14 protein-coding genes, 1 tRNA gene and 1 pseudogene are annotated in these 25,761 nt (G+C 36.6%); 6 read left to right on the top strand and 10 right to left on the bottom strand.

Features of this window, described 5'->3' with window-relative positions; translation table 11 throughout:
• Nucleotides 1-33: 33 nt before the first annotated feature.
• Together J7604_RS22860 and J7604_RS22855 are read right to left on the bottom strand one after the other, a co-directional pair.
• Complete coding sequence (locus tag J7604_RS22860; RefSeq protein WP_293901451.1) at nt 34-1,821, bottom strand: M43 family zinc metalloprotease; 1,788 nt, start codon at nt 1,819-1,821, stop codon at nt 34-36.
• Nucleotides 1,822-1,835: 14 nt separating this feature from the next.
• Nucleotides 1,836-2,774, bottom strand: a complete 939-nt coding sequence (locus J7604_RS22855) for a PhoH family protein (protein WP_293901448.1) — start codon at nt 2,772-2,774, stop codon at nt 1,836-1,838.
• Nucleotides 2,775-2,932: 158 nt separating this feature from the next.
• On the opposite strand from J7604_RS22855, the gene J7604_RS22850 reads away from it, so the two are divergent.
• The 3 genes from J7604_RS22850 to J7604_RS22840 all read left to right on the top strand — a co-directional run bounded on the left by J7604_RS22850 (nt 2,933) and on the right by J7604_RS22840 (nt 8,324).
• Entirely contained in the window at nt 2,933-3,709 is a 777-nt protein-coding gene (locus J7604_RS22850; RefSeq protein ID WP_293901445.1) for an SAM-dependent chlorinase/fluorinase, read from the top strand.
• Nucleotides 3,710-4,195: 486 nt separating this feature from the next.
• A complete protein-coding gene (gene purL, locus J7604_RS22845) occupies nt 4,196-7,879 on the top strand; it encodes a phosphoribosylformylglycinamidine synthase (protein WP_293901442.1) in 3,684 nt (1,227 codons plus the stop codon).
• 130 nt (nt 7,880-8,009) lie between these two features.
• Nucleotides 8,010-8,324, top strand: a complete 315-nt coding sequence (locus J7604_RS22840) for a hypothetical protein (RefSeq protein WP_293901439.1) — start codon at nt 8,010-8,012, stop codon at nt 8,322-8,324.
• A gap of 168 nt (nt 8,325-8,492) precedes the next feature.
• Here the strand turns inward: J7604_RS22840 and J7604_RS22835 are convergent, their stop codons facing one another.
• Nucleotides 8,493-10,094 carry a T9SS type A sorting domain-containing protein gene (locus tag J7604_RS22835; protein ID WP_293901436.1) on the bottom strand — a complete coding sequence of 534 codons (1,602 nt, stop codon included), beginning with the start codon at nt 10,092-10,094 and terminating at the stop codon, nt 8,493-8,495.
• A gap of 1,051 nt (nt 10,095-11,145) precedes the next feature.
• Here J7604_RS22835 and J7604_RS22830 point away from each other — a divergent pair.
• The gene (locus J7604_RS22830; protein WP_293901433.1) at nt 11,146-12,300 is read left to right on the top strand and encodes an acyl-CoA desaturase; all 1,155 of its coding nucleotides are present in this window, start codon (nt 11,146-11,148) and stop codon (nt 12,298-12,300) included.
• Nucleotides 12,301-12,496: 196 nt separating this feature from the next.
• On the opposite strand, the gene J7604_RS22825 is transcribed toward J7604_RS22830, so the two are convergent.
• The 5 genes from J7604_RS22825 to J7604_RS22805 form a co-directional block, all read right to left on the bottom strand.
• Nucleotides 12,497-12,580: transfer RNA gene (locus tag J7604_RS22825), tRNA-Leu, on the bottom strand.
• Nucleotides 12,581-12,708: 128 nt separating this feature from the next.
• Nucleotides 12,709-15,117 (bottom strand): phosphoenolpyruvate synthase, encoded by a 2,409-nt coding sequence (ppsA, locus tag J7604_RS22820; protein ID WP_293901430.1) that lies wholly within the window; start codon nt 15,115-15,117, stop codon nt 12,709-12,711.
• Between the two features lie 276 nt (nt 15,118-15,393).
• On the bottom strand, nt 15,394-17,250 hold the full coding sequence (locus J7604_RS22815) for a PAS domain S-box protein (RefSeq protein WP_293901427.1): 1,857 nt from the start codon (nt 17,248-17,250) through the stop codon (nt 15,394-15,396).
• 28 nt (nt 17,251-17,278) lie between these two features.
• Entirely contained in the window at nt 17,279-19,174 is a 1,896-nt protein-coding gene (locus J7604_RS22810; protein ID WP_293901425.1) for a hypothetical protein, read from the bottom strand.
• A 279-nt stretch (nt 19,175-19,453) separates the two neighbouring features.
• Nucleotides 19,454-21,577, bottom strand: a complete 2,124-nt coding sequence (locus tag J7604_RS22805; RefSeq protein WP_293901423.1) for a M43 family zinc metalloprotease — start codon at nt 21,575-21,577, stop codon at nt 19,454-19,456.
• 327 nt (nt 21,578-21,904) lie between these two features.
• On the opposite strand from J7604_RS22805, the gene J7604_RS22800 reads away from it, so the two are divergent.
• Complete coding sequence (locus J7604_RS22800; RefSeq protein WP_293901420.1) at nt 21,905-22,831, top strand: TerC family protein; 927 nt, start codon at nt 21,905-21,907, stop codon at nt 22,829-22,831.
• 121 nt (nt 22,832-22,952) lie between these two features.
• Here J7604_RS22800 and J7604_RS27095 read toward each other — a convergent pair.
• Nucleotides 22,953-23,102: pseudogene (locus J7604_RS27095) on the bottom strand (ADP-ribosylglycohydrolase family protein); the annotation flags it as partial.
• A 56-nt stretch (nt 23,103-23,158) separates the two neighbouring features.
• The gene (locus J7604_RS22795) at nt 23,159-23,488 is read right to left on the bottom strand and encodes an ADP-ribosylglycohydrolase family protein (protein WP_293901592.1); all 330 of its coding nucleotides are present in this window, start codon (nt 23,486-23,488) and stop codon (nt 23,159-23,161) included.
• A gap of 206 nt (nt 23,489-23,694) precedes the next feature.
• Between J7604_RS22795 and J7604_RS22790 the strand changes: the two genes are divergently transcribed.
• Nucleotides 23,695-25,761 (top strand): hypothetical protein (locus tag J7604_RS22790; RefSeq protein ID WP_293901417.1); only part of this gene is annotated, 2,067 nt, incomplete at its 3' end.

The following is a 25,761-nucleotide window of genomic DNA, read 5'->3' as shown; positions in this document are numbered from 1 at the left end:
AAAGATTTTAAAGATCAACTATTATCGTTAAAACTATCTCGTAATAATAATCTTTTTCGATACCATCTGATTGGCAGTACTCACAGTTAAGATGTATATACCGCTTTGCAGTGAGCTAGTAGCAAATTGATGGGTAAAGCTGGTCTTCTCATATTTTGTTCCCGAGAAGATTTTTTGTCCCAGTGTATTGTATAGGTCGAATTTTACATTGCTTTCGCCTTCCATAATCACATCAACAGAAAATGCATCTGTAGCAGGATTGGGATATGGATTGATAATAAGAGAAGGAGAAGCTTTGTATATTTTTATATTGTCAAGATAAATAGTTGTACCTGCTTTTCCATAGCTTGTAATATACACAGTGACTCTCTTTTGACCAGCGGCAGCATCCAATGGGATATCAAATGAAGTCCAGTCGTCAGGTTCAGGCACAAATATAGCAGTACTTTTTCTGGCGGTATTCAACTCTGTTCCATAGATTTTTTTTACCAGATATTTTTTATTCAGACAACCAAAAGAAACTTCAACAGTAATGCTGTCAGTTTTATCCAATGTATTTGCAGATCCCGCAAGATCGAAGAAAATATATGGATGGTCATTCCCTGTAAAGTCAAGGCTGGGCGATACGATGGCATCATAGGTTTGTACCTCGGATGCCCCATATTTATTCTGGATTGATATAGATCCGCTGCTTTGTTCATAAGCACCAGGTGAATTCAATGTCCAAGTATTAGAATGGTCAGGATTGGAGATAGACCATCCATCAGGAAGTAATGTTCCTGATTCGAAATCTAAAGTCTGGGCAAATGGATAGCTAGGCAGGTTGCAGCAACCTCCACTAAGAAGAAGACTTTTTCTGCGAGCCTTATCATTAGCGTTGATGAAGGAACGCATCCGTTCTTTTTGTCCCTGAGTAAAGATGTTCATACACTTGTCTCCTGTATAGTCAAGGTAATTTTGAAACATCCTTGGTGTTTTCTGATTGTTGCAATAAGAGAACCTTTCGTTACAAAGAGTGTCTTCGTCTTTGTCTTCTTGAGTAGGAGTGTCACTCACATAATCATCTCCGCAGTATTGATCACCCCAAATGTGTATAAGTCCCAGCCAGTGGCCAATTTCATGTGTAGCTGTTCTGCCTAGGTGATACGGCTTTCTAGCAGTTCCAAGCGTACCAAAAGTCTTATAGTCTATTACTACACCATCTGTAGCGGCAGGCCCGTCACTGGCAGATGCACCCGGAAGGCCGAAACCTCCGGGAAATTGTGCATAACCTATGATAGGGTCTGTGATATTGGTAACCCAAATGTTCAGGTATTGATCACTAGGCCAGTAGGATAGTTTTTTCAATTTATCATCATCAGCATTATAGTCGAAAGAAGCTATATCGCTGTACACTCTAATAATTCCGGTAGTAGATTTTCCATATGGATCAAACTGGGCAAGACAGAACTGAATGCGGGTGTCAGCTCCAGCTGGATCGGTGTTATAGCCACGTGTGCCAGGAACCTTTCCGTAGTCTTCATTTAAAACGGCAATCTGTGAATGAATCTGCTCGTCAGTGATATTCCTATTATTGGCTCCGCCTACTAGGTTTCCTTTGGTATTGTGAATGACGTGAACAACTACTGGAATCACATATACCGCGGTATCGTTGTCCAGTGTTGTTCTCCTTTTTTTGATGGTTCTCAGTTGCTGATCTATTTGCTCCTGAGTAGGCAGTGGCCTGTTATTTTCCTGATATGAGGTAGATGCACATTGCCTTTGTGCAATAGTTTCTGAAATACAAAATGCCAAAAAAAGCAATGCGTAAAAAAATCTCATATTAGTATAGTATCTTATGATTTATCCTTTTTAGCATAGGCATCAATTATTTTGCCTACGAGTTTATGTCTCATTACATCTTTGCCGTCCAGTTCCACAAAGCCAATTCCCTGTACGTCTTTGAGTATTGCCAATGCCTCTACAAGACCTGATTTCTGATTGCCCGGCAAGTCTATTTGTGATTTGTCTCCTGTGATGATCATTTTAGAAGTTGGCCCCATACGAGTCAGAAACATCTTGGTCTGCATAGGGGTGGTATTCTGAGCTTCATCCAGAAGTATGAATGCATTATTCAGTGTACGTCCTCTCATGTATGCAAGAGGGGCCACTTCTATAATATGATTTTCGTAATAATATTTCAGCTTTTCAGCGGGAATCATATCATCTAGTGCATCATAAATTGGTCTTAGATACGGATCGATTTTTTCTTTCAGATCTCCGGGAAGAAAGCCGAGGTTTTCTCCTGCTTCTACGGCAGGTCTTGTAATTACGATCTTTTTAACCTCTTTATTTTTCAGTGCTCTGACAGCCAAAGCTACGGAAATATAGGTTTTACCTGTTCCCGCAGGTCCAATTGCGAAAACAAGATCATTCTTTCTTGCGGTGGCTACGAGCTTCTTTTGATTTACAGTCTTGGGTTTTATAACCACCCCTTTATCACCAAAAAGAATTACATCGTCTTCTTCACAGCCGTCCATCTCTTCTTTACGGAGCAATGACTGTACTTCGTTTTCACCTACTTTTCCATATTTATTGTAATGAACAAGCAGACTTTTGATAACCTGCTCAATCTGGATTATTTCCAGATTGTTACCAATGATCTTTATTTCATTTCCTCTGGACACAATACGGCTTTTAGGAAACGCAGAACCCAATTCTTTTATTATCTTGTTTTCCACGCCGAGGAAATCTATAAGAGATACATTTTCAAGGTGTATTGACTTTTCTACCAACAGCTTTATTATTTTTAATTATTTACTTTAAACTTTCAGTTATTTGGCTGAAAAAATATTTAATTTTGCGCCACTTGTTCTAAAAAATCTCCATTAGAAAACCGGATATTTTCGGAACGAGTAGAGACAAACAAAATTAATCATTTTCTGCGCAATTTATGGCTATTATCACATTTATGTCAGATTTCGGACATAGAGACCATTACGTGGCTGCCGTAAAAGCAAAGATTTTTTCTATCAATCCTAGTATAAATGTAGTGGATATAACCCACTCCATTGAAAATTTCAATATCGCCCACGGTGCCTACATTTTAAAATCTGTCTTCAGGGATTTCCCGCAGGGGACTGTGCACCTGGTGTCAGTAAACGCGCCTTCAGGCCCTGATGAAAGGGCTATTGCCGTAAAACTGGAGGAACACTACTTTGTCGGAATTGATAATGGTTTGTTCTCATTACTAAGTGACAAAGCACCGACTGCCATTGTAGAGTTAATCAAAGATTCCTCTTATAACCGGATCTTCCCTGAGAAAACAGCTCTGGCCGCTGCTGCAGTTTCTCTGGCCAGCGGCACTAATATTTACAATATTGGTACCCAAATTAGTTCCCTTAGAAGCATGCTTAATCGACAGGTCAGAATTTCCAAGTCCCAGATCGGTGGTCATGTGGTGCATGTGGATCAATATGGAAATTTAGTTACCAATATTTCAGAGGAGTTATTTTACAGACAAAAGAACAATCGTCCGTTTACAGTGCATTTTGCTCGTGAAACCGTTGATTTCGTTGCAGACTCTTATGATTCTATGGATCATGGCGATTGTCTGGTACTTTTCAATAGCAATGGATTTATGGAAATAGCAATCAGTCAGGGAAACGCTAGTGAATTGTTGGGGATGGGATTTGACAGTCCTGTAATGATCAATTTTTCAGAGGTTTAGAGTTTGAGAATCTTGAAATCACTCGCCGTATGTTTCTCACAAAAAATAGATCGTAAATTTATGATTAGTAGTGTTCTAAACTTTTGAATTAGAATCTTTTTAACTTTTTGAAGTAATAAAGATAATAAGAAGCCCTTCATAGGCATAAATACAGGTAAAAGCTTGAATATTAGAGGGGAATCTTAAATAATGGCAAGACTCTGTGTTATTAATAATCTCCTCACAGAAGTATTCAGAATATTAATGACGAACCTCCACCATTTTCTTCAATAATATTAGGGTCGGAAACGATACACTAAGAATGTTTTATTAAGATAATGTGTTGATTGTGAAAACGGTATTGTTTTAAAAAGGGGATATGGTTTTCATGTCAAAAAAAGATGGAAAATTTATCATCACTATAACTTCTTAAATCTCCGGAACCAGCCCCAGATCTTTTCAGTTTTTGAAATTATTACCGTACCTTTGAAGCTTGTTCAAATTATCATGATTCGTTTCTTTTCCAGTCAATCTGACAAAGTTTTCGCCTTACAAACTGAGCGCGAACTGAGCATAACAGATATTTCCAAACTTGAATGGCTTTTTGGAGCTGCCAAATTAAACCAGGAAAGTACTTTAAGTGGATACTTTGTTGGTCCACGTGCTGCCATGATTACTCCATGGAGTACCAATGCCGTAGAAATCACTCTGAATATGGGCATTCAGGGAATTATCCGGATTGAAGAGTTTAAAGAAGTAAAAGAAGATTATAATGATTTTGACCCAATGCTTTCTCATAAGTATAATGGTCTTAATCAGGATATATATACTATCAGAATAAAACCGGAACCTGTTAAACCAATTACGGATATTGCCGCCTATAATAAACAGGAAGGTCTTTCTCTGAGTGATGAGGAAGTTGATTATTTAAATAAACTGGCTGAAAGAATTGGCAGACCACTAACAGATTCTGAAGTATTTGGATTTTCACAGGTTAATTCAGAGCACTGCCGTCATAAAATTTTTAACGGGAAGTTTGTGATAGATGGGGAAGAGAAACCTACCTCATTATTCAAATTAATCCGCAAGACATCTGAAGCAAATCCGAACGATATAGTTTCTGCTTATAAAGATAACGTTGCTTTTATTAAAGGTCCGGTAGTTCAGCAGTTTGCTCCTAAGCGCGCAGATGAACCAGACTTTTATAAGGTAAGTGAATTTGAATCTGTTATCTCTCTTAAAGCCGAAACACACAACTTTCCGACAACAGTAGAGCCATTTAACGGAGCTGCTACCGGATCTGGTGGAGAGATCAGAGACAGGCTGGCGGGCGGACAAGGTGCACTTCCTCTTGCAGGAACTGCTGTTTACATGACTGCTTTTTCTCGTCTTGAAAAAGATCGTCCTTGGGAAAAGGCCACCCAAGAGAGAAAATGGTTGTATCAGACACCAATGGATATTCTGATCAAAGCTTCAAACGGTGCTACTGATTTTGGAAATAAATTTGGTCAACCACTGATTACTGGTTCTGTTCTAACATTTGAGCACGACGAGAAATCAGATAGTCTCAAGTCACCAAGAAAACTAGGTTTTGATAAAGTAATAATGCTTGCCGGCGGTATTGGTTATGGAAAAGCCAATCAGGCTCAGAAAAAACATCCAAAACCAGGAGATAAAATTGTAATTCTTGGTGGTGAAAATTACCGTATCGGAATGGGTGGTGCCGCAGTGTCTTCTGCAGATACCGGACAGCATGGTTCTGGCATTGAATTAAATGCTATCCAGCGTTCTAATCCTGAGATGCAAAAAAGAGCAGCCAATGCTATTCGTGCGATGGTAGAGAGCGACAATAATCTGATCGTTTCAATACATGACCATGGAGCAGGAGGTCACTTAAACTGCCTTTCAGAACTAGTAGAAGAAACAGGAGGTAAAATAAATCTGGATAAACTTCCGGTAGGAGATCCAACGCTTTCTGCAAAAGAAATCATAGGAAACGAATCACAGGAAAGAATGGGGCTGGTGATAGGAGAGAAGGACATAGCTACCCTTCAGAAAATTGCTGACCGTGAACGATCTCCAATGTATACTGTCGGAGATGTTACCGGTAATAATCGTTTTACATTTGAGTCAGCATCAACAAAAGAGAAACCGATGGACCTTGAGTTGAAGGACATGTTCGGAAGCTCTCCGAAGATGGTCATGACAGATAAAGCGGTGGACAGAGTTTATCAACCTGTAACATATGATAAAAAACAGCTTCATTCTTACCTTGAGCAGCTGTTACAGCTGGAAGCTGTTGCCTGCAAAGACTGGCTTACCAATAAAGTTGACCGTTGCGTTGGTGGACGTGTAGCGAAACAGCAATGTGCTGGTCCTCTTCAATTACCTCTGAACAATGTTGGGGTAATGGCTCTGGATTTTCAGGGTAAGGAAGGTATTGCAATTTCGATTGGTCATGCACCGGTTTCTGCTCTGATTGATCCTGCAGCAGGTAGTCGTAATGCCATTGCTGAAGCTTTGTCAAACATAGTCTGGGCTCCTTTAAAGGATAATTTAAAAAGCGTTTCTCTTTCTGCAAACTGGATGTGGGCTTGTAAGAACGAAGGAGAAGATGCTCGTTTATATAAAGCTGTTGAAGCTTGTTCTGATTTCGCTATTGCCCTTGGTATTAATATACCTACAGGAAAAGACTCCCTGTCAATGAAACAGAAGTATAAAGATGAGGAAGTAATAGCTCCGGGAACCGTGATCATATCTGCTGCAGGAAACTGCAGTGATGTGAGAAAGGTGGTGGAACCAGTGCTACAGAGAGAAGGTGGTAATATCTATTACATTAATCTTTCAAACGATCAATTTAAATTAGGTGGATCTTCCTTTGCTCAGGTTGTAAATAAAATAGGAAACGAAACTCCTGATATTACTGATGCTGCTTTGTTTAGAAATGCATTTAATACTTTGCAGCAATTAATTAAAGAAGGTAAAATAGAAGCAGGTCACGACATAGGTAGTGGCGGACTTATAACAACTCTTCTTGAAATGTGCTTTGCTGATAACAGACTTGGTGCAAACATTGATTTAACATCTCTTGGTGAAGCTGATAGTATTAAAGTGCTGTTTGCTGAAAACATAGGAGTTGTGTTCCAAGCTTCAGCAGAGGTGGAAGCTACTTTAAAAGCGAATAATGTCTCGTTCTTTAAAATCGGAACCAGTACTTCTTCTGCAACCCTTGAGTTAAAGAATGGCTCGGATTCATATAATTTTGACGTTGCAAAACTAAGAGATACCTGGTACAAAACATCCTATCTGCTGGACATAAAACAAAGTGGTGCGGTGAGTGCAAAAGAGCGTTATAATAATTACAAATTTCATGAACTGAAATACAAGTTTCCTGAAGGATTTGACGGCAAGAAGCCGGTTATTGATAATTCTAAGCCGAGAATAAAAGCTGCAATCATTCGTGAGAAAGGAAGTAATTCCGAGCGTGAAATGGCCAATGCTATGTACCTTGCAGGTTTTGATGTGAAAGACGTTCACATGACTGACTTAATCTCAGGAAGAGAAACACTGGAGGATATACGTTTCATAGGTGCTGTAGGAGGTTTCTCTAATTCAGACGTACTAGGTTCTGCAAAAGGATGGGCTGGAGCATTTATGTACAATGAAAAAGCAAAGACAGCTCTTGAAAACTTCTTTAAGCGCGAAGACACTTTATCTGTAGGTATCTGCAATGGTTGTCAGCTTTTCGTTGAGTTAGGGCTTATTAATTTGGATCATGATGTAAAGCCGAAAATGCTTCATAACGTAAGCGGAAAACACGAGAGTATCTTTACCTCTCTAACCATAAATAAAAACAAGTCGGTGATGCTTTCTTCCCTTGCAGGCAGCACACTTGGTGTTTGGGTATCACATGGTGAAGGTCGTTTTAGCTGTCCGCATACAGAAGATAAATATCAGATAGTTGCGAAGTATGCTTATGAAACTTACCCGCATTGTCCTAATGGTTCTGACTTCAATACAGCGATGTTGTGTGATGACACAGGCCGCCACCTTGTAATGATGCCGCATATTGAGCGTTCGTTATTACAATGGCAGTGGGCGAACTATCCAAAAGGCCGTCACGATGAAGTTTCTCCATGGATGGAAGCGTTTGTGAATGCGAGGAAATGGTTGGAGGAGAATGGAAAGTAATAAAAAGATTAAATTCTAAAATAGAAACACTCTCTGATTTGAAGGGAGTGTTTTTTTTATTATCGACTATATCTTTTAAATATATAAATCAGCTATGTAAGACTAAGGAACTTATTTGAATAAATTAATTATGTTATCTGATTTGACTCCTATTCAGCAACAACTTATGAATATTATGAGTGGAATTTCCGAACGTTGTTATACAGCGGGCTGGATGAATAATCTGGAGTATGTCCTATGGAACGCGGTTATGTCAGGCCCCCGGAAATACGGTTATGATTTTATTAGGGAGGAGGATATACATGAATTGAGGCATTATTCTACGCTTTGCAATAGTTGGATAGTATTTGATGAAGGTAAGGAAGAAACATCAATGCAGTTAAATGAGTGGAAAAGGAAGTTTGAAAATGATACCCTTTCTGATAAGAGCTTGTTAATGGGGTGATTAATAGAATTAATTTTAAATCATTAAATCTTAGTAAAAGATAAATTTAGCGCAATATATAACTCAATCTCATATAAAAGCCCTCTGATTTTTTAAAACTAGAGGGCTTAATTTTTCTATCAGAAAACTGTAGTAAAGAGGATTTGTGTCAATCCTTATATACACTTTTCAATGTTTCAAAAGTGATTTGGTAAAGCTGCCATTCTCAGTCTCCATCCTTATGAAGTAAATTCCATTTTCAACGCTTTCTAAATTCAATTGCGTTTCAAGGTCCCCCAAAAGAAGCTGTTCAAAAATAAGCTGACCATGTACATTGGTGAGACTGACCCTGCGTAAAGGTGATGGAGAGCGTAGAATAACATGCGACGTACAAGGATTTGGATACATCAGAATTTGCTCTGAACTATTGTAGATTTCTTCCAATGAGGTTACGACTTGCATCGGTGGTACAAATTCTCTAGCTCCTATATCGTATCTTATTCCCTTTGGTCTTACAATTCCTTCAAAATCATCCGTAATCGTGTTCAACGTCATTCCCTTATCAATCGCGATAGAGTTCGGTTTAAGATACACATTTAAAGTATCTACAAGGCCAAGTTGTACAAAAGATCTTCTATATATATTGTTGGATGTATCAGGTACATCCGTTGCAATGGGCGATTGTCTATTGTAGATATAATTTCTGGTGGGTACATGTGCCTTATCCTTTTCAATATTGAATCCCAGATTGTTGCGGATCTCACATTTTCCGTCAATCAAACTATACACATCCACCATTGCTGCTGAATAATCCCTGGCACTTTGGTTCCCCATGGTGTTGTTGAATATTTTATAATGACAGGATTTAGTAGAAGGACTTCCACTCGTGGTCACATCACTGGGATGCGTTTGTACTTCTATAGCAGAGTATTTACGAGAGCCAAGAAAGATATTGTTTGAAATCAACAATTCACCCAATTCGTTGAGGCCAATGCCCTCGCTTCGCACCCCATTTCCCCAGACGTTCTGAAAAAAATTATGATGAATCGTTCCATCTCCACGCAAGTAGAAAGTACCCGGGTGTGTAAATGTGGATAAACCTGTATTGGTAAAACTGTTGTGGTGAATGTTTACATCAAACACTTTGTTGAGTCGTACTCCATCACCACCATTCAGGCTGTCTATGGTACAATATGCAACTTCCACATTTCTGCCGCAACCGATCAAGTCTGAGCCGTATGCAAAATTTCCCCAATCTATAGGTGTTCCTGTTTTCTTAAATGACAAATGCAGAAAGCGGATGTTTTCGATCAGAGTAGTTTCCGAGCCATCATATTTCTTGTCGGCATTTATGCGAATGGTATAATCGCTAATCCTTTCAAACATGGCATAACTGATCGTAATGCTATCGGCGGTATTGTCCAACTGTATAGCCCTTGCGTTGATATCATGGAAATAAAAACCGTACTTGATTCCATTTGCGCCCATGCCCGTGAACACGACATTGCTACAGGTGTTTAGATTAGAAGTATTTGACCCGGTAATCTCCACCAAGCCTTTGTTATTTATAATTACGATCTTCTTTGAGGCTGTTCCTCGTATATTGCCAAAGGTAAAACCAGAGTATTTTCCCGGTTGAATTGCTATGGTGTCGCCCGGGGCCAGACTAAGCGTATTAGTTGCATTTGAATAATTTAAATACCCACCACTTCCTCCTACCAGGACTTTCTTGGCATGGGTAGAAAGCGAACTGAGCAAAAAGAGCGCAAATAAAAAATAACGTGTATACATAGTTCTGAGCTAAAGGTTAAAAGAATAAACAAAGGTTTTTAATGATGACAGAGGCTTAAACAACCAATGTGTTGGCCTTTGCTGTAATCGTTCATAAAAAGGACGCATCAGTTTAAAATTGTTACAGGAAATTCTGTTGCCTAAGGGATTAGTTTCAATGAAGGATTTAGAGATGTCTGCTAACTAATTTTATATATCAGAAAGATATTTTCAATAGTTTTATTAATATGAGCTTTGCCTGTATTCTATGGGTGTTTGTCCTGTTTTTCTTAAAAATAGTTTAGTGAAGGAGCTTAGGGCAGAATAATTGAGTTGAAGCTAATAGCAACTAAAGTCAGGAACAGCTTGAGACCCGAAAAATCAATATCTTCGGATATAAAAAATATTTTATCAATGTACTTCTGTGGGTTGTTCAATTTATAATTCTTGCTTTGTACTACTCTATCCTGGAGAGATTCATTCGGAATTTCATTTAGGTTAATGATTCAACATGATAATTATAGAGAAATAAAAAAGCGGATCAATAGATTTTTGTCCATTTATAAAATGGATCTTGTGAAATAAGGACCAAATTCAATGAAAAATGTACTCAGTCTAGTACAAAAAATCTTCGCGTTTTGCAGCCTTTCTTCATTTGCATGACTTTGATCTGATAGGCTTTTGATTTTTTTGTCTACGGCTTTAAAAAGATATACTAGTATATGTGAATGAGCAAGAAGGAGAGGAGATGTGTTTCAATCTATAACGGGATGAATGGATTTAAAAAGATAGAAAAAAAGTAAAATATAGATTTGTAAAGAACCTTAACACATTATTAATTTTGTAGATAATTCATGAACTCTCAATGAAAGAATAGGTCTTTGTTATTAGTTTATTCTTGATGATTAGTTGTTAAAACTAGTACCTAGAATTAATTAGTAGAGACAAAAAAAGATTTATATATTTGGTTGATTATCATTCTGAAAGCAAAAGAATAAGTATATTGATACGATCTACAGTAAAAGGATTATAAATTTTAGGTATTAACAAGTTTATTGATAATTATTGTAATATGAACGTAAAAATTAGATTTCAAAAGGATAGTGAAGGATTTCATAAGACACTTGTCAGGAGAGTAGAAAATTATTTTAAGTCAGAGGGAATTAGTGAAAAAGCAAATGCTTTTATGTACTTCAAGACTTTATTTTTTCTAAGCTTAATTCTTTCCTCTTATTTTAGTCTACTATTTGGTGGTTTCAGTTTATGGATTAATAATTTGCTATGGGTTGTGTTAGGCTTGTCTTCAGTTTTTCTTGCTGTAAATTGCGGACATGATGCCATTCACGGCGCTTATTCCTCTAAAAGATGGATAAATACCCTTATGAGCAATTCCTATAATCTATTAGGTGCAAATTCATATTTATGGGGTATTACCCACAACATTGTACACCATACCTATACTAATATTGATGGTATAGATGAAGATATTGAATCGGTACCTTTTGCCAGAATAGCGCCTACACAAAAATGGAGGCCAATTCAAAGGTATCAACATATCTGGATTTTCTTTTTATATCCATTAGGTACACTTTCTTGGGTTTTTAGGAAAGATTATAAGAAATTCTTTCAAAAGACTATTGGTAATTATGAAAATAAAAACCATCCGTCAATTGAGTATTTTAATTTATTCTTTTTTAAGGCTCTTTATTATTTTCTTTTCATTGCCTTGCCAATTATGATGATAGACATGCCATGGTATGTTGTGTTCGGAGGATTTATTCTGGGGCATTTATTTGAAGGATTTGCGATAGCTATTATTTTTATGTTAGCCCATGTAGTTGAAAAGGCAGATTTTTCAATGCCTGATGAGCAGGGTATTATGGAGAATAATTGGGCTATACATCAGTTGTGTACCACTGTTGATTTTGGAAGAAAAAGTTTTATTACCAGCTTTCTCACAGGCGGCTTAAACTTTCAGGTTGAACACCATTTGTTTCCTAAGATTTGCCATGTCCATTACCCTGCTATTTCCGAAATTGTGAAAGAAACAGCCTTGGAATATAGAGTGCCTTACAATGATTACCCTACCTTCTTTGATGCGCTTAAATCTCACCTATCATTACTTAAAAAGCTGGGTAATAATTTAATCCCTGAACCAGACCTAGACCTAGCTCCGGAAAGTATAGAAGAAGTTGAGGAAAGCAAACTAGTGGCTGAAATCGCTTAGAGAATTAAAAATTTATACAAAGTTCTTTAGTCTATTTCCAAAAATAGGCTAAAGCTTGTCATTCAAATTATTATAAAATTTAAAGGTCTTTAAGTCGAAGAGTGGTATTCAAGTAAGTAAAACTCGACTTATCACTCGACTAAAAATACAAAAGCTCTGCAATTATTTCAATTACAGAGCTTTGTTTTTCTATTAGTACCCAGGGCCGGAGTCGAACCGGCATGTCAGTGAAGACACAGGTGTTTGAGACCAGCGCGTCTACCAATTCCGCCACCTGGGCAAACGGGTCCCAAAAGTAGGGAAACTTAATTTAAATCCAAAAGATTTTGTAATTTTTTACTTAACTGTAATCTAAAACTTTCAAAAGAAGAGACCTTCAGGGTAAATCTCAGATTTAAAAGCATCCAATTAATGCTCTATTTTCTGATGCCGGAATTTGACTTCTGCTTCTTTAATATTCTGTATCCCCTTGATCATGGCATCAGGATTGAAAGAAATACTATCAATTTTATTTTCAACAAGGAATTGCGCAAATTCAGGAAAGTCGCTTGGCGCTTGACCACAAAGGCCTATTTTCCTACCTGCTTGTTTGGCAGAATTAATCATCAAACGAATCATTTTTTTGGGAGCTTCATTATTTTCATCGAACAGTTCGCTTACAGTAGAAGAGTCCCTGTCTATTCCCAAAGTCAATTGGGTAAGGTCATTAGACCCGATAGAGAAACCATCAAAGATACTGGCAAATTCATCAGCCAGGATTACATTACTAGGGATTTCAGCCATTACATATATTTCCAGTTCATTTTCTCCTTGTCTCAGTCCGTATGTATTCATAATTTCTATGACTTTTTTTCCTTCTTCAACAGTTCTACAAAACGGAATCATTAATTTGACATTTGTTAGGCCCATTTCGTCCCGAACTACTTTCATTGCTTTACATTCAAGTCCGAAGCCCTCTTTATACGCATCGTTATAATACCTTGAAGCACCACGGAAACCCAGCATTGGGTTTGCTTCTAGAGGTTCAAATTCTTTTCCGCCCACCAGATTTGCATATTCATTGGTTTTGAAATCAGTCATTCTGACAATTACATCATTTGGATAAAATGCTGCAGCTATTGTCGCTACTGATCTCGAAAGATTTTCAATAAAGTAAGATTCTTTATTGGAATAGTTGGATGTCAGATTTTCTATTTCAGATTTGGCAGCTTGGTCTTTAAGAGAATCGAATTTTATCAAAGCCATTGGGTGAACTTTAATCGAATTGTTAATAATAAATTCCAATCTCATCAAACCTACTCCATCGTTAGGGATGCGTGACAAATGAAATGCTTTCTCGGGATTCCCAAGAATGAACATGACTTTTGTCTTGGGCTTCTCAATAGCTTCCAAATTAGTCTCTATGACTTCCCATAAAAGCTTTCCCTCATATATTGTTCCCGTTTCTCCTTCTGCACAAGAGACCGTCACTGTATCGCCGTCTTTGATAACTGAAGTTGCATTGCCTGTTCCTACAATTGCCACTGCTCCCAACTCTCTGGCTATAATGGCCGCATGGCTGGTTCTTCCTCCTTTATTGGTAATAATGGCTGATGCTTTTTTCAGAATGGGATCCCAATCGGGATTTGTAATATCTGTTACTAATATTTCCCCTTCCTTTAATAAGTAGGAATCTTCTGGAGAGTTAATGATGCGGACGGTTCCTGTTGCAATTTGATTGCCAATAGCTTTGCCGCTGGTAATAATATTACCTTTTTCCTTAAGACGATACTCTGTTATTTTAACCTGTTTTCTTTTTCTGCTGTATACAGTTTCCGGTCTTGCCTGTACTATGTAAATTTTATTCTCTTCACCATCTTTTGCCCATTCGATATCCATTGGTTTTTGGTAATGCTCTTCAATGATTAATGACCATTTGGCCAGTAAATGTATTTCTTCATCATTTAGAATGAATAGATTTCTTTTTTCCTTAGGCGTTTCAATATTTTTAATGGTGTTGTCAGAGAAAGCATCATTATTATATATCATGGTTTTCTCTTTGCTTCCGATTTTCTTATTTAATATGGCTTGTTTATTCTTTTGCAAAGATTTCTTAAAGACATAAAACTCATCCGGGTTAACAGCACCCTGAACAACATTTTCACCCAATCCCCAGCTTCCTGTAATCAGGATAATATCTTCAAATCCTGAATCAGGATCCAATGTGAAACAAACTCCTGAAGATGCTAGGTCAGACCTAATCATTTTTTGAATTCCGATAGACAGGGCAACTTTCATATGATCGAAACCATTATCATGTCTGTACTTGATTGCTCTATCTGTAAACAATGATGCCAAACAATTCAGGCAGGCTTTTAACAGGTTTTCTTCTCCGCAACAGATATTCAGATATGATTCATGCTGTCCAGCAAAACTAGCATCAGGCAGATCTTCTGCGGTTGCGCTGCTTCTCACCGCAACGTGTATTTGAAATCCGTATTTTTTACATAATTCTATGTAGCCATTCTTAATAGCTGTCTCTATCTCTAAGGGGATAGTGGATTTTAATATCAGATTTCTGCAGATTGATCCAACTTCTGTAAGGTTAGAAAAAGTTTTAGTATCTAACTTATCTAAGGCATTCTTAAGGTCATTGCTCAGTTTATTGCTTTTAATAAATTCTTGATAGGCATAAGATGTAGTCGCAAAACCGTCAGGAATATTGATTCCTTTAGAGGATAGAATATTGAACATTTCCCCCAGAGAAGAATTTTTTCCACCTACTTGTGCAATATCATTTAAATGAATTTCATTAAAGGCTAGTATATATTTTTGCATGATTTATAGGTTGAATTTTAGAATTGAATCTTACTGGTATTAATGTCTTGAAAGAAATTATCCCTAACAATTTTATAAACTGATGAAAGGCATTTGTGTTGAAAAACTTGTTGAGAATAAAGCAGGGTTCTTGAAGTGCATTTTAATTGATAAGAAGGCTAGAGAGACAGATAAGGGAGAGGGGAAGCATAAGTAGGATATTCCAAGGATAAGTGAAAGGCAGATTTTTGAAACATCTTTAAGCTTACTGCAAGCCTAATAGATGTCTTGGGAAATTCATTGATTTATATTTACTAATTTCATTTCCGTACTCCAGGCACTTATTAGAAGGCCATTGTCTATTACACCTGTCATATTGACCAGAAACTTTACCTTTTCACCAGCTTTGTTGAGATGTGCAGAGGTGACATTTTCCATTTTGTAACCATTCTTTATAAAGCCTACGGTTAGTTTAATTTTTTCATTATCAGACATTGCGAGAAAATCTATCAACGGAGTACCAACGAGTTCATCTTTAGATTTGTAGCCATGATCGTGAATAAATTTTTTGTTTGCTTCGGCAATATAAGCGTGCTTCTGAATTAAGGTTATCTGTTGCTTTATTGGAAGGTTTATATCTACACCTTCAATATCTTTCAGTCCATAGCGCAAGATGCCTTCAAAACTTTCTTCAAAGAAATCTTTACAAGCGCGGTTGCTTTCTTCTATTTCGTATATACGTTCTTTTATCTTCTCCTCAAGATTAAGTTGAATATCTCTGAGTTTGTCATTTGATTCCCTTAACTTTTTGTTGGTTTGTTCTATTTCTGCAGTTTGTCTTTCCAAAGCCAATTGAAGCTTCATTTCTTTAGAGATGTCAAGGCCATTGATAAGCGCTTTCTGGGCTTTACCATTTTTATAGTCAAATCCAATACCTTTGGTAATTATCCAGCTTACAAGCCCCTTTGTATTATAAATACCATAGGTCATTTCATTTGACTCATCTTCATTTAATTTTTTAATTAGATCTAATCTATTCCTAATTTTATCTTCATCTATTCCAGCTACCAACGTTTTTACGACATCCTGATATTTTTTATTACGTAAGTCACTACCTTTATATCGGAAAAGCTGTCTGGAGGCCCTGTTGGTGTATATGTATTTTTGGGTATTCAGATCGATAATGGTTATTGTAGTGGGTGATAACTCCAGAATATTTTTTAGCTTATCTCTGTCCTTTTCAATTTGCTCCTCATTTTTTTGTCTTACTTCTCTGAGCTTTGATTGTATCTTTGATTTCCAGCCAAGCAAAAACATGGAAATACAAAAGGTCGCAGAAGCATAAAGGGCAGTGCCCATATTTTTACTGTATACCCCATTATCTTCTCCTTTTATTTTCAGCCAGCCTAGAAGTAGAGGTACGAAAAAGGCAAGAAACCGCAATAAGACTATTTGAGTAGAGTTTTGACCAATAAGGGTTTGCATAGATCCTTTATGTGGTCTTAAGAACAAAATACCTAAGGATAATAGAAGTGCACAAATGGCGGAATTAAGAGAGATAGGTATGATAAAAGAAGTAGCGATCAGCTCGTCAATTTTATATACGTAACAATATATGGCTAATATGGCACAGAGGGCAGTAATATAGTTAAGGATCTGAGAGATTTTATAAATCTGCTTGTTCCCATAATTATTAAGTAACAAGGATAAGCAAAGCGTAATGAAAAAAAACGATGAAATTAAAGATAGAAGATTAGCATTAAGTTCTTTGCCTATCTTGCTTTTGACATGATAGATTTGATCTTTGAATAAAAGCACCTCTAATAAAAAAGGGCGATTCATGAAGTAGGTTATTAGCTTCCCTGCAGCAATAATCATAACAAAGAAGCAAATAATATTGCAAATTAACTTACTTCTGAAGCTCGCATTTTCATTGCGTATTATCCAAATTGCAATAGCAATCATGGCATAGCAAATGGCCGAAAGTGGATTTTGAGAGACTGTCTGCTTAAAACTAAATAACTCAAACCACTCATAATTTATAGCACGTAATATCAATCCAATTATCGGTATAAGAAAAGCTATTAATATAAAGGTTTTTCCTATTGTAATAAGGGTGTTTACGGTCTGTTTATTTTCAATAGATACTGACATGGTTTTTGTTCTGGTTAGGTATAATCTATCAAATACTTCTTATTTCACTATCTTCCGTATTTACTTCTGTTTCCTCTTTATTATAATTATCTTTCATTCTAATAGGTCTTTGTATCTCCCAGACTTTTACAAGAAAGTGATTTCTTATTATACCAACCATGTTCGAATATACTTTTATTGACTTGCCTTCTTTCGTGATTTGAGTCGGCTCTTTCCCTACAAGTCGATAATTTGACCGGACAAACTCATCTATATAAGCCATGGTGATCTCTTCAGGCAAATTCACGAATTCCAATAGCTTCATACCTTTCAAAGTATCCGGATTTTTATATCCATGTAGTTCAGCAGCTACTTGGTTTACTTGTTTAATTCTAGTGACCTCTCTGATTTTTTCTACCTGTTCCTCTACAGTCAGTTTGGTGTCTATATCGGATGTATGTATAAATTCTATGATTCCGCTAAAACTGTTATGTATATAATCTTTGTATCTTTTCTCACTCTTATATAGCTCAGAGGCTCTTTTGCGTGCTTCTTCTTCCAGGTTATTGTTAGCCTCTTCTAGTTTGCGATTTGCTTTTTCCAACTCCAGTTGCTTCTGTTCCAGACTTAATTTTTGCTCTTTTAGTTTTGCTTCTTTTTTCTTTTCGTTTGTAATATCGATGGTGTTGAAAAGAATCTCTTTTACAGCCCCGTTCTTATCTCGGGAAAAGACAATTGCCCTGGAGAACAGCCATGTATTGTCTCCCCACTCGTTTAAGAGTCTGAAGGAAATATCATTAAATTCACCATCATTGAGTCCGGGTAGTATCATATTACGCTCTTCAATAACAAGGAAGTCATCGGGATGTATCCTTTCTTTTATAATTTCTGACATTGTCTTACCTTCTATCTCCTTACCTGTGCGCAATTTGCCTTGTCCTGATTCGTTGGAAAATACTATTAAGTCTCTCTGGATATCAATAATCTGAACGAAAGTCTGTGAGTTGTTTAGAATCCTTTCTATCCTTTTATTATCTTTTTTAATAAGTTCTAACTGTTGCTGTTTTGCCACTTGAAGTTTATATTGGATAGTTGATTTCCATCCCAGCAGCATAATTGAAATGAAATAAGTGGCAATTGCCATAAATGCAGTACCTACGTTTTTGCTATAGAGATGAGCTTCTTCTCCGCTTATTTTCAGATAGCCCAGTACCAAGGGGACAAAGAACGCAAGAAAACGCATCATAAAAACCTCTGCCGGATTTTGTCCTACCAAATATTTCATTGATCCTTTATATGGTCTGAGTAAAAGTGCTGATGATGAAAGAAACAACATGGATAATGAGCTGAAAAAAGACATTGGTATTCCTCCAAGCGTGTATAACTCCTCAACAGAATATACATAACCATAAATAGTTAGGAACGATAAGAATATGACAAAGTAATTGATGTTTTGTGGATTAGAGAACAATATCTTTTTTTTATCTATGAAGAGTATGGATATCGCCAGCAAGCTTATACCGATTGCATTATTTATTGCCATACCCTTATAGCTCAAAGTCGTCGACAGCTGTTTCTGGTCGCCAACCAGTAAACCAAGTATAACTTTGTCAGGCTGATAACTTAAGCCAAGGGATAGAAATAATAACATGCTGCTGCAATAGGCCAATACAAGCAGACTTAGGGAAGTTACAAGGTAATAATGCTGTTGTTTTATTTCCTCCTTTCTTGAAAACCATGTAGCAATACCGATAATTATAAAACAGATGGAAGTTAGGGGATTCATAATGAAATGACCCGGTGTAATAGTATACAGCAGCGGATAGTCAACGAATCTTAAACTAAGCACCAGCAAAGGAATAATCGTACCCAGAAAACAAAAACAAATACCAAAGAGCATAAGAATCCTTTCGGTGACTTCGTTTTTGTTAGCTACCTGGGTCATTTAAAGTGCTTTGGGGTATAAACAGACTGGAATTTGAATAGTTTGAATAGAGAAAAAATCTAATGTTGGAAATACGTTTATTGAACAAACTGTCCTGATAAAATGAAATGTGTTAGGGAGAGCAACCTGTGAAATAAGGGAAAGTAAAAGATGAAAGAAGATAACTTTATTGGATCATTTTTGACAACAATCAATAAAGCTAAAATTGCACTCAAGACAGCTATCGTCAGAGCGCTTTAAAAGCAAAAAGGCCGCTTATAGGAGCGGCCTTTTTGCTTTTTAGTCTAGGATAACTTTTGTGACTTTAGTTCGTCCTCCGGCGCTTATTTTTACTATATAAACGCCTGCTGGTTTTGCACTCAAATCCACAGTTTGGTTTGTTCCATCCGGATTTATACTTTGAATTTCTCCGCCAAGAAGATCATAGATGGCAATAAAGTCTATATTGCTGATAGCATTTATAACAAAAGAACCTTGTGTCGGATTCGGATATAACTTTATTTGGTCCGCACTTGCAGCTGGATCATCTATTCCTAGAGGTGTGCCTTCAAATCGGACATTGTCCAGGTAGAGCATGTTCTCGTTGTCAGAAGTATTTCTAAATATTATCCTGGTAGTTTTCCCTTCGTAGTTCCTTAAATCAATGGTTTTGGTTTTCCATTCATTTGCGGCTGGGACAAACTGATCACTTGTAAAATATGGCTCACCAGTAGTCAGTTTTGTTCCGAATTCTTTAGAAAGAACATCATAGGTAATTCCGCAATCCGCACTTGCCAGCACTGTTAAGGTATCTGAATAGTTTTCATCCTGAGTTTCTTCTGTAAAAAGTTTGTATGCAATATCAAATTTTAATTCAGCGTTGGAACCAATAGCAATAAGTGGCGAGAGGAGGTCATCAATCCGGCCATTCTCATATTCGAAATTATTGGCTACTATGGAGTAAGTACCATTAATTGCAGCTGCACTAGTTAGTTCCCATGTCTTGCTATTGTCAGGATTATTAATGCTCCAGCCATTGGGAAGCTGACCTGAATTTTCAAAGCTTTCAGAATATGGAAGCTCCTGAACAGGTAAAACAGTAAAGCTCTTCGTCAAAAGGTCATCTTCTGGATTTCCATCTGTCTTTCCATTTACCTGAGTTATATTTACTGCATAGGTATGGTTCCCTTTTGATAAGCCTGATACAGTGGGTAGGTTAATCGTTGTAGCAGAACCTGTTGCTAAGCTACCTGTCCACGAAAGCGATTGCGCTGTTCCATTATCAACTTTATAAGTATAATTAATGCTGGTAATTGTGTTGGTGGTACCTCCATTACGGATAGTTAGAGATGGATAAACAGCGTTTGTACAAAAGTTACCGCTAACACCAGATATGTTTTCTAATGAAGCATTTAAAGCTGCTACTATCGGAGGGGTTAATCCTTTTGATGTAAGCAGAGATGCTCTTGGGCCATTTAATGCTGCCTGCATTCTTGTTGCCTGGCCAGCGGAAAACATAACAAGACAAGCATCATCGGCATAATTCATATAATTCATAGCCATATCATTATGATCTGGACTTTCTGTACAAGAGTTCCTTGTTGCGCAATCATAGCTACCATCCACTGATGGAGGTGTGTCACAAACCAGATCACCTCTGGTCTCGCAGGTTGTGCTGTTTGTCCCGACACAACCATCCTGAAAAGTATGGTATAAATTAAACCAATGAGCTACTTCGTGCGTTGCCGTCCTGCCAAGGTTGTTTTCAGCAGAAATTATATTAAGGCCGAAGTATTTGTATGCTATTACAACTCCATCTTCCGCTTCGGGCGCGGTGCCAGGAAAAGTTGCATAACCAAGAACAGTACCTGCTGATGCTCCAATTTCCGGTACCACCCAAATGTTTAAGTAACTTCCTGATGGCCATGCGTCATCTCCGCCTTTACTACTATATTTTGCTTCCTCCTGAGTTTGAGAAAAAGAGGTTTTATTTGTTTGTTTTCTAATAATTCCATTTGTGGTTTTGCCATTTGGGTCTCTTATGGCGAGTGCGAATTGCATATTCGGATTTCCAATCACAGGTTGAAATTCTGCAGATACATTGGATATATCACTATTGGTGGCTGAATAGTCATGATTGAGAACGTCAATTTGAGACTGAATCATGGCATCTGTGATATTTTGAGCAGCCGTATTGTAGAGCACATGTACTACAACTGGAATTACTGGTGCTGCAGCTGTTCTCCTTAATCCCTGATTTTGGCGAGTAAATTTTTGTGTCTGTAGCTCTTGTCTGGAAACGTTTTCAAGCAGTGCCGGATTTTTGGTCACGTTATTTTGTCGGACCTGCATAGTGCCGCAACGATCTTGACCATATGTTAGCGAAGATGTAAATAAGCTTAGTAAAAGTAGAAGGTATTTCATGTACTTAGTGTGTATTCTGTTAGTAGCGTTAAATTTTAAACTTTAGCGGAAGTTAGCCTTTTAGTTCAATATTTTACTCTGGATCAGATAGAAAGATTCGATAATGCAATAAATTACAGTATTATTGCAATTGCCGGAGCAGCAAGAGTAGGGAGCAATAGCAGAATTGGCCTTAGAATAAACTTTAAAATAAGAAATAGGTTGTTCTAATTCTCTGATCATTAAGTGCGTTAGTTATCCTTAATATGCTTAAATTCTGGAAATGGACGTACCAGCATATGCACTCAGAGCCTAGAGGATTTATCGGTATGTTTCTTATTAAACTATATGCCTAATGTTTTTTATTGGATATTTTTCAATGTTTTTGTCTTAATCATTCTGGCATTTGATTTAGGGGTATTTCATAGAAAAGCCCATGTAGTTTCATTCAAAGAATCAATCCTATGGACAGTATTCTGGATATCTCTTGCCTTGAGTTTTAATTTAATTATTTATCTATGGCAAGGTCCTGATCAGGCACTTGATTTTCTTACGGGATACCTTATTGAAAAATCGCTGAGCATTGATAATATTTTTGTCATTCTGTTAATTTTTAAATATGTACAGGTCCCTGATCAATACCAGCACAGGGTACTCTTTTGGGGAATTCTTGGGGCTCTGGTAATGAGAGCAATTTTTATATTTCTTGGAATAGAATTATTGGAACGTTTTCATTGGCTTGTTTATATATTCGGAGCATTCCTGATTATTATAGGAATCAGAATGGCAGTGCGTAAGGAAAAGAAGGTCGAACCTAAAAAAAATATCATGATTAATCTGGTTAAAAGATTTATCCCTGCAACTCCAAAATATGACAGCGATAAATTTTTTATTAGAATAGATCATAAAAGACACATGACTCCTTTATTTTTTAGTTTGATTATGATTGAAACAACTGATCTGATTTTCGCAGTTGATTCTATTCCTGCTATTCTTGCCATTACTACAGACAAGTTTATTGTTTATACCTCCAATGTGTTTGCCATACTGGGATTGAGATCCCTTTATTTTGCATTTGCGGGGCTTATGCAGAAGTTCCGTTATCTGCATTATGGCTTAGCTTCTATATTAGTTTTTGTAGGTGTAAAAATGATATTGACAGATATCTTTAAAATACCAACATTGATCGCACTGATTGTGGTGATTGGAATATTAATAGTAAGTATTGTGGGGTCTGTATTAGTTGAACGGAATAAGGATCAGAAAAGATTCTGACAATTGTGAGTTAGATTAAGTATAGGGTCATGCTTTACAAAAACGCACCAGCAGAGTTGTTGAAGATCGGGGTTTGATTCGATTGCAACAAGAATATAAAGGAGTGTATACTATGCAAATGTTACTCTCCGGAAAAATACTTCACTTCTAACTTAATCGCTAACTTTTCAATATCTTCTTTCCTCGCTAAAACATTTATCCATTTATCAGGAATGGCATTGTCCCCATAATATAATCCTGCTAAACCACCAGTAACTGATCCAGTAGTGTCTGTGTCTAAGCCTCAGTTAACGGCTTTCAATACTACATCTCTATAACAATCTGTATTCAAAAACACCAAAGAGCAGATTCCAAAGTATGAAGCACATAGCCTGATGCACTCAGCTCTTCCTCTTTATATTCATATATAGGTCTGATATTATAGAAATTGTCAGGTTGGGATAAAGTCCTGTTAAACCTGAATATTTCGTAGTCGGAGAGAATAGCGTTTTGTTCAAGATAAATTCTTACCCTTTCGCGTGATTTGTGAAATGCTTTAAGTTTATCTGTTTCCACAAGTAGTTCCAATGCAAATTCGAGATAAATAAAACAAGCGCCTATGGATCTGATATGCGCATGCGTTAAAAAAGAAACTTCCTTTACTTTTCCCCGTTTGATGCCCTTATGAAAGAACTCACACGCACAAATAGAAATTTTTAGAGAGAGAGAGAATTTTTATTAGTTATATAGATTGTTTATTTGTAAAGTTTTATCTGCGCATCTCTCCTTAGGTTAGAACCAATATTTTTAAAGAACTTCCTGAAAGTTCCTACCTTTAACTTTGTATAATAATTTGCGTATTTTTGTTCTATAAATTTCCACTGATGAAAAATTTTAGATTCCTGCCAATGCTGGCATTTTTTATCCTATCCACAGTGAACGGGTTATATGCTCAGATCAGAATATACTCTGGCACAGTAGCCTCTATGGGCGATTCGGCAATAGTCGATATAAACCTGAATTTTGATGCGACCAAATGTTATACTCCTGTCAAGAAGGAGCATGTCCGGTTCGAAAGTACAACTACGAGTTTTTCTTTTGCACCGGATAGTATTTATTATAATTCTTCAACAAAAAGATTAAACCTGATTATCAGGGATGTACCAAGAGTTGATGGTTTATATGAAATAAGTTTTCAGAAAGAAACAGGTTGTAAAGTTCTGGTAGAGGACTTTTTTCAGGTGAAGCCTATAACTTTTTCATATATAGATACCTACGCCTACAATAATTCAATTGGTGATATCGACAATTTTTACAGAAATAATTCATACAGAACCACTATAAATTTTAGTCAAAAGATTAACTCACGTTTTTGCCAAAGTCTTACAAAATCCGATATAGTCTTGTCTCAAACAACAGGTGGACGAATTATCAGCTTAGACTCAATGACTTTTGCAAATGGGCAGGTTGTATTATATTATAAAATTCCAAAGGATGCAGCGATTGGAAAATATGATTTAATATTCTGGTCTGGAACTTCATGCGTTGCAAAAGTCAGACAATTTACTGTCAGAGATAATTGGATAAATACATATCAATATGATTTTATAAAAGGTACTGGTAGATCGATTAACTTTTACTATTACGGTCCACAATCATTTCCTTTGTTTTGTGAAAATATTGATTTAAATAAATGCGTCTTGAAACATAAAAAGTCAGGTAAAGAAATTCCTGCTCAAGCAACCGATTATCCGTCATCAAAGTCAGTAAATGTAAAATTAGATATTCCCTATAATGCTGAATATGGAGAGTATGAAATAGTTTTCAAGAACTCATGTCTGTCTCCTATTAAAGGCATGAACTTAAGTAAATCGCAAATTTCTTCTAACGCAACTTTACTTCCTGCACGCACGAATACTATTTATATAGGGGATAGCAGAGATTCTAAAATCTCAAAAAATTGTATCAGTAATAAACGCGAAAATTTTTCAATGTTATTGAAAAATGGAGGAAAAATTATAGCTGATTCATTAAAGATAGATTCGGACGTTTTTCGGGCATATTTTTTTATCCCTACTAGGTATGCAGCTGATTCGGTTTATCTTATGATTAAAGACAGCTTAGGTTGTTACGACTCAGAAATCGCAGCAAAAATAAAAATGAATTCTTATGATCTAGGTTATGAGGGAAAAACTCCTGCTACAACTTCATATTATAACGATCAAAAAGTAGCAGGCAGATTAGTAGGAAATTCAATATCTGATACCTGTCTGAATTTAAAAAAGGAAAATTTTTATTTTTCCAATGGAACAGATAAGATCAATATAGATTCTATAAAACTATCCGTTACTGGTACTTCTGTTTATGATATATTTTATAAGGTACCGTCAAATATTAAAAGTGGAAGCTATAATCTAAATATAGATATGGCAGCGAAAACCTGTAATGGTTGGATATCTACTAATTCCTCAATATATATAGCGAACCCCAGGATAGACAGAGATTCCGTTTTTATAACTTTATCATCCCCCGCACAAGTATCATTACATATAAATAATAGTAGTTTCTTTGATCCTACCAGTTGCCAATATAATTGGGGCAAGACTTTTAAAGTTATAAATGTTCAAAACAATTCAGAGTTTATTCCGGATTCCATAAGAGTTTTATCAGGCTTAATAGTTATTTACTTCACTCCGGATAAAGACTTCGCTTACGGAGAATATCAAGTTAAGGTAAGTGATAATTGCGGCTTTCCAATTGAGAAAAAGTTTACAATTAACAAAGCAAGATATAAAATGGACCGTGTATACGGAACCCAAGGAACTTATCTTAATGCTGCAATTAGCTCAAACCAAAATAGTGACTTTCGTTGGAAGGGTTTTATCGAAAGCAATTTTGCATTTGTTCATGAAATGGGTAACTACTCTTTCTCTACCTCTGGTCTTGTATCA

This window comes from Sporocytophaga sp., assembly GCF_017745095.1.
GTDB lineage: Bacteria > Bacteroidota > Bacteroidia > Cytophagales > Cytophagaceae > Sporocytophaga.
Note: the sequence above shows the minus strand (reverse complement) of the source record. Positions and strands in the feature narration are given on the sequence as shown.

Excerpts from the sequence above, each read along its gene's own strand:
- J7604_RS22805 (WP_293901423.1), bottom strand. The coding sequence starts at position 21,577 with ATGAAATACCTTCTACTTTTACTAAGCTTATTTACATCTTCGCTAACA.
- J7604_RS22850 (WP_293901445.1), top strand. The coding sequence starts at position 2,933 with ATGGCTATTATCACATTTATGTCAGATTTCGGACATAGAGACCATTAC.
- J7604_RS22835 (WP_293901436.1), bottom strand. The coding sequence starts at position 10,094 with ATGTATACACGTTATTTTTTATTTGCGCTCTTTTTGCTCAGTTCGCTT.
- J7604_RS22800 (WP_293901420.1), top strand. The coding sequence starts at position 21,905 with ATGCCTAATGTTTTTTATTGGATATTTTTCAATGTTTTTGTCTTAATC.
- purL (WP_293901442.1), top strand. The coding sequence starts at position 4,196 with ATGATTCGTTTCTTTTCCAGTCAATCTGACAAAGTTTTCGCCTTACAA.
- J7604_RS22830 (WP_293901433.1), top strand. The coding sequence starts at position 11,146 with ATGAACGTAAAAATTAGATTTCAAAAGGATAGTGAAGGATTTCATAAG.
- J7604_RS22860 (WP_293901451.1), bottom strand. The coding sequence starts at position 1,821 with ATGAGATTTTTTTACGCATTGCTTTTTTTGGCATTTTGTATTTCAGAA.
- ppsA (WP_293901430.1), bottom strand. The coding sequence starts at position 15,117 with ATGCAAAAATATATACTAGCCTTTAATGAAATTCATTTAAATGATATT.
- J7604_RS22810 (WP_293901425.1), bottom strand. The coding sequence starts at position 19,174 with ATGACCCAGGTAGCTAACAAAAACGAAGTCACCGAAAGGATTCTTATG.
- J7604_RS22840 (WP_293901439.1), top strand. The coding sequence starts at position 8,010 with ATGTTATCTGATTTGACTCCTATTCAGCAACAACTTATGAATATTATG.
- J7604_RS22815 (WP_293901427.1), bottom strand. The coding sequence starts at position 17,250 with ATGTCAGTATCTATTGAAAATAAACAGACCGTAAACACCCTTATTACA.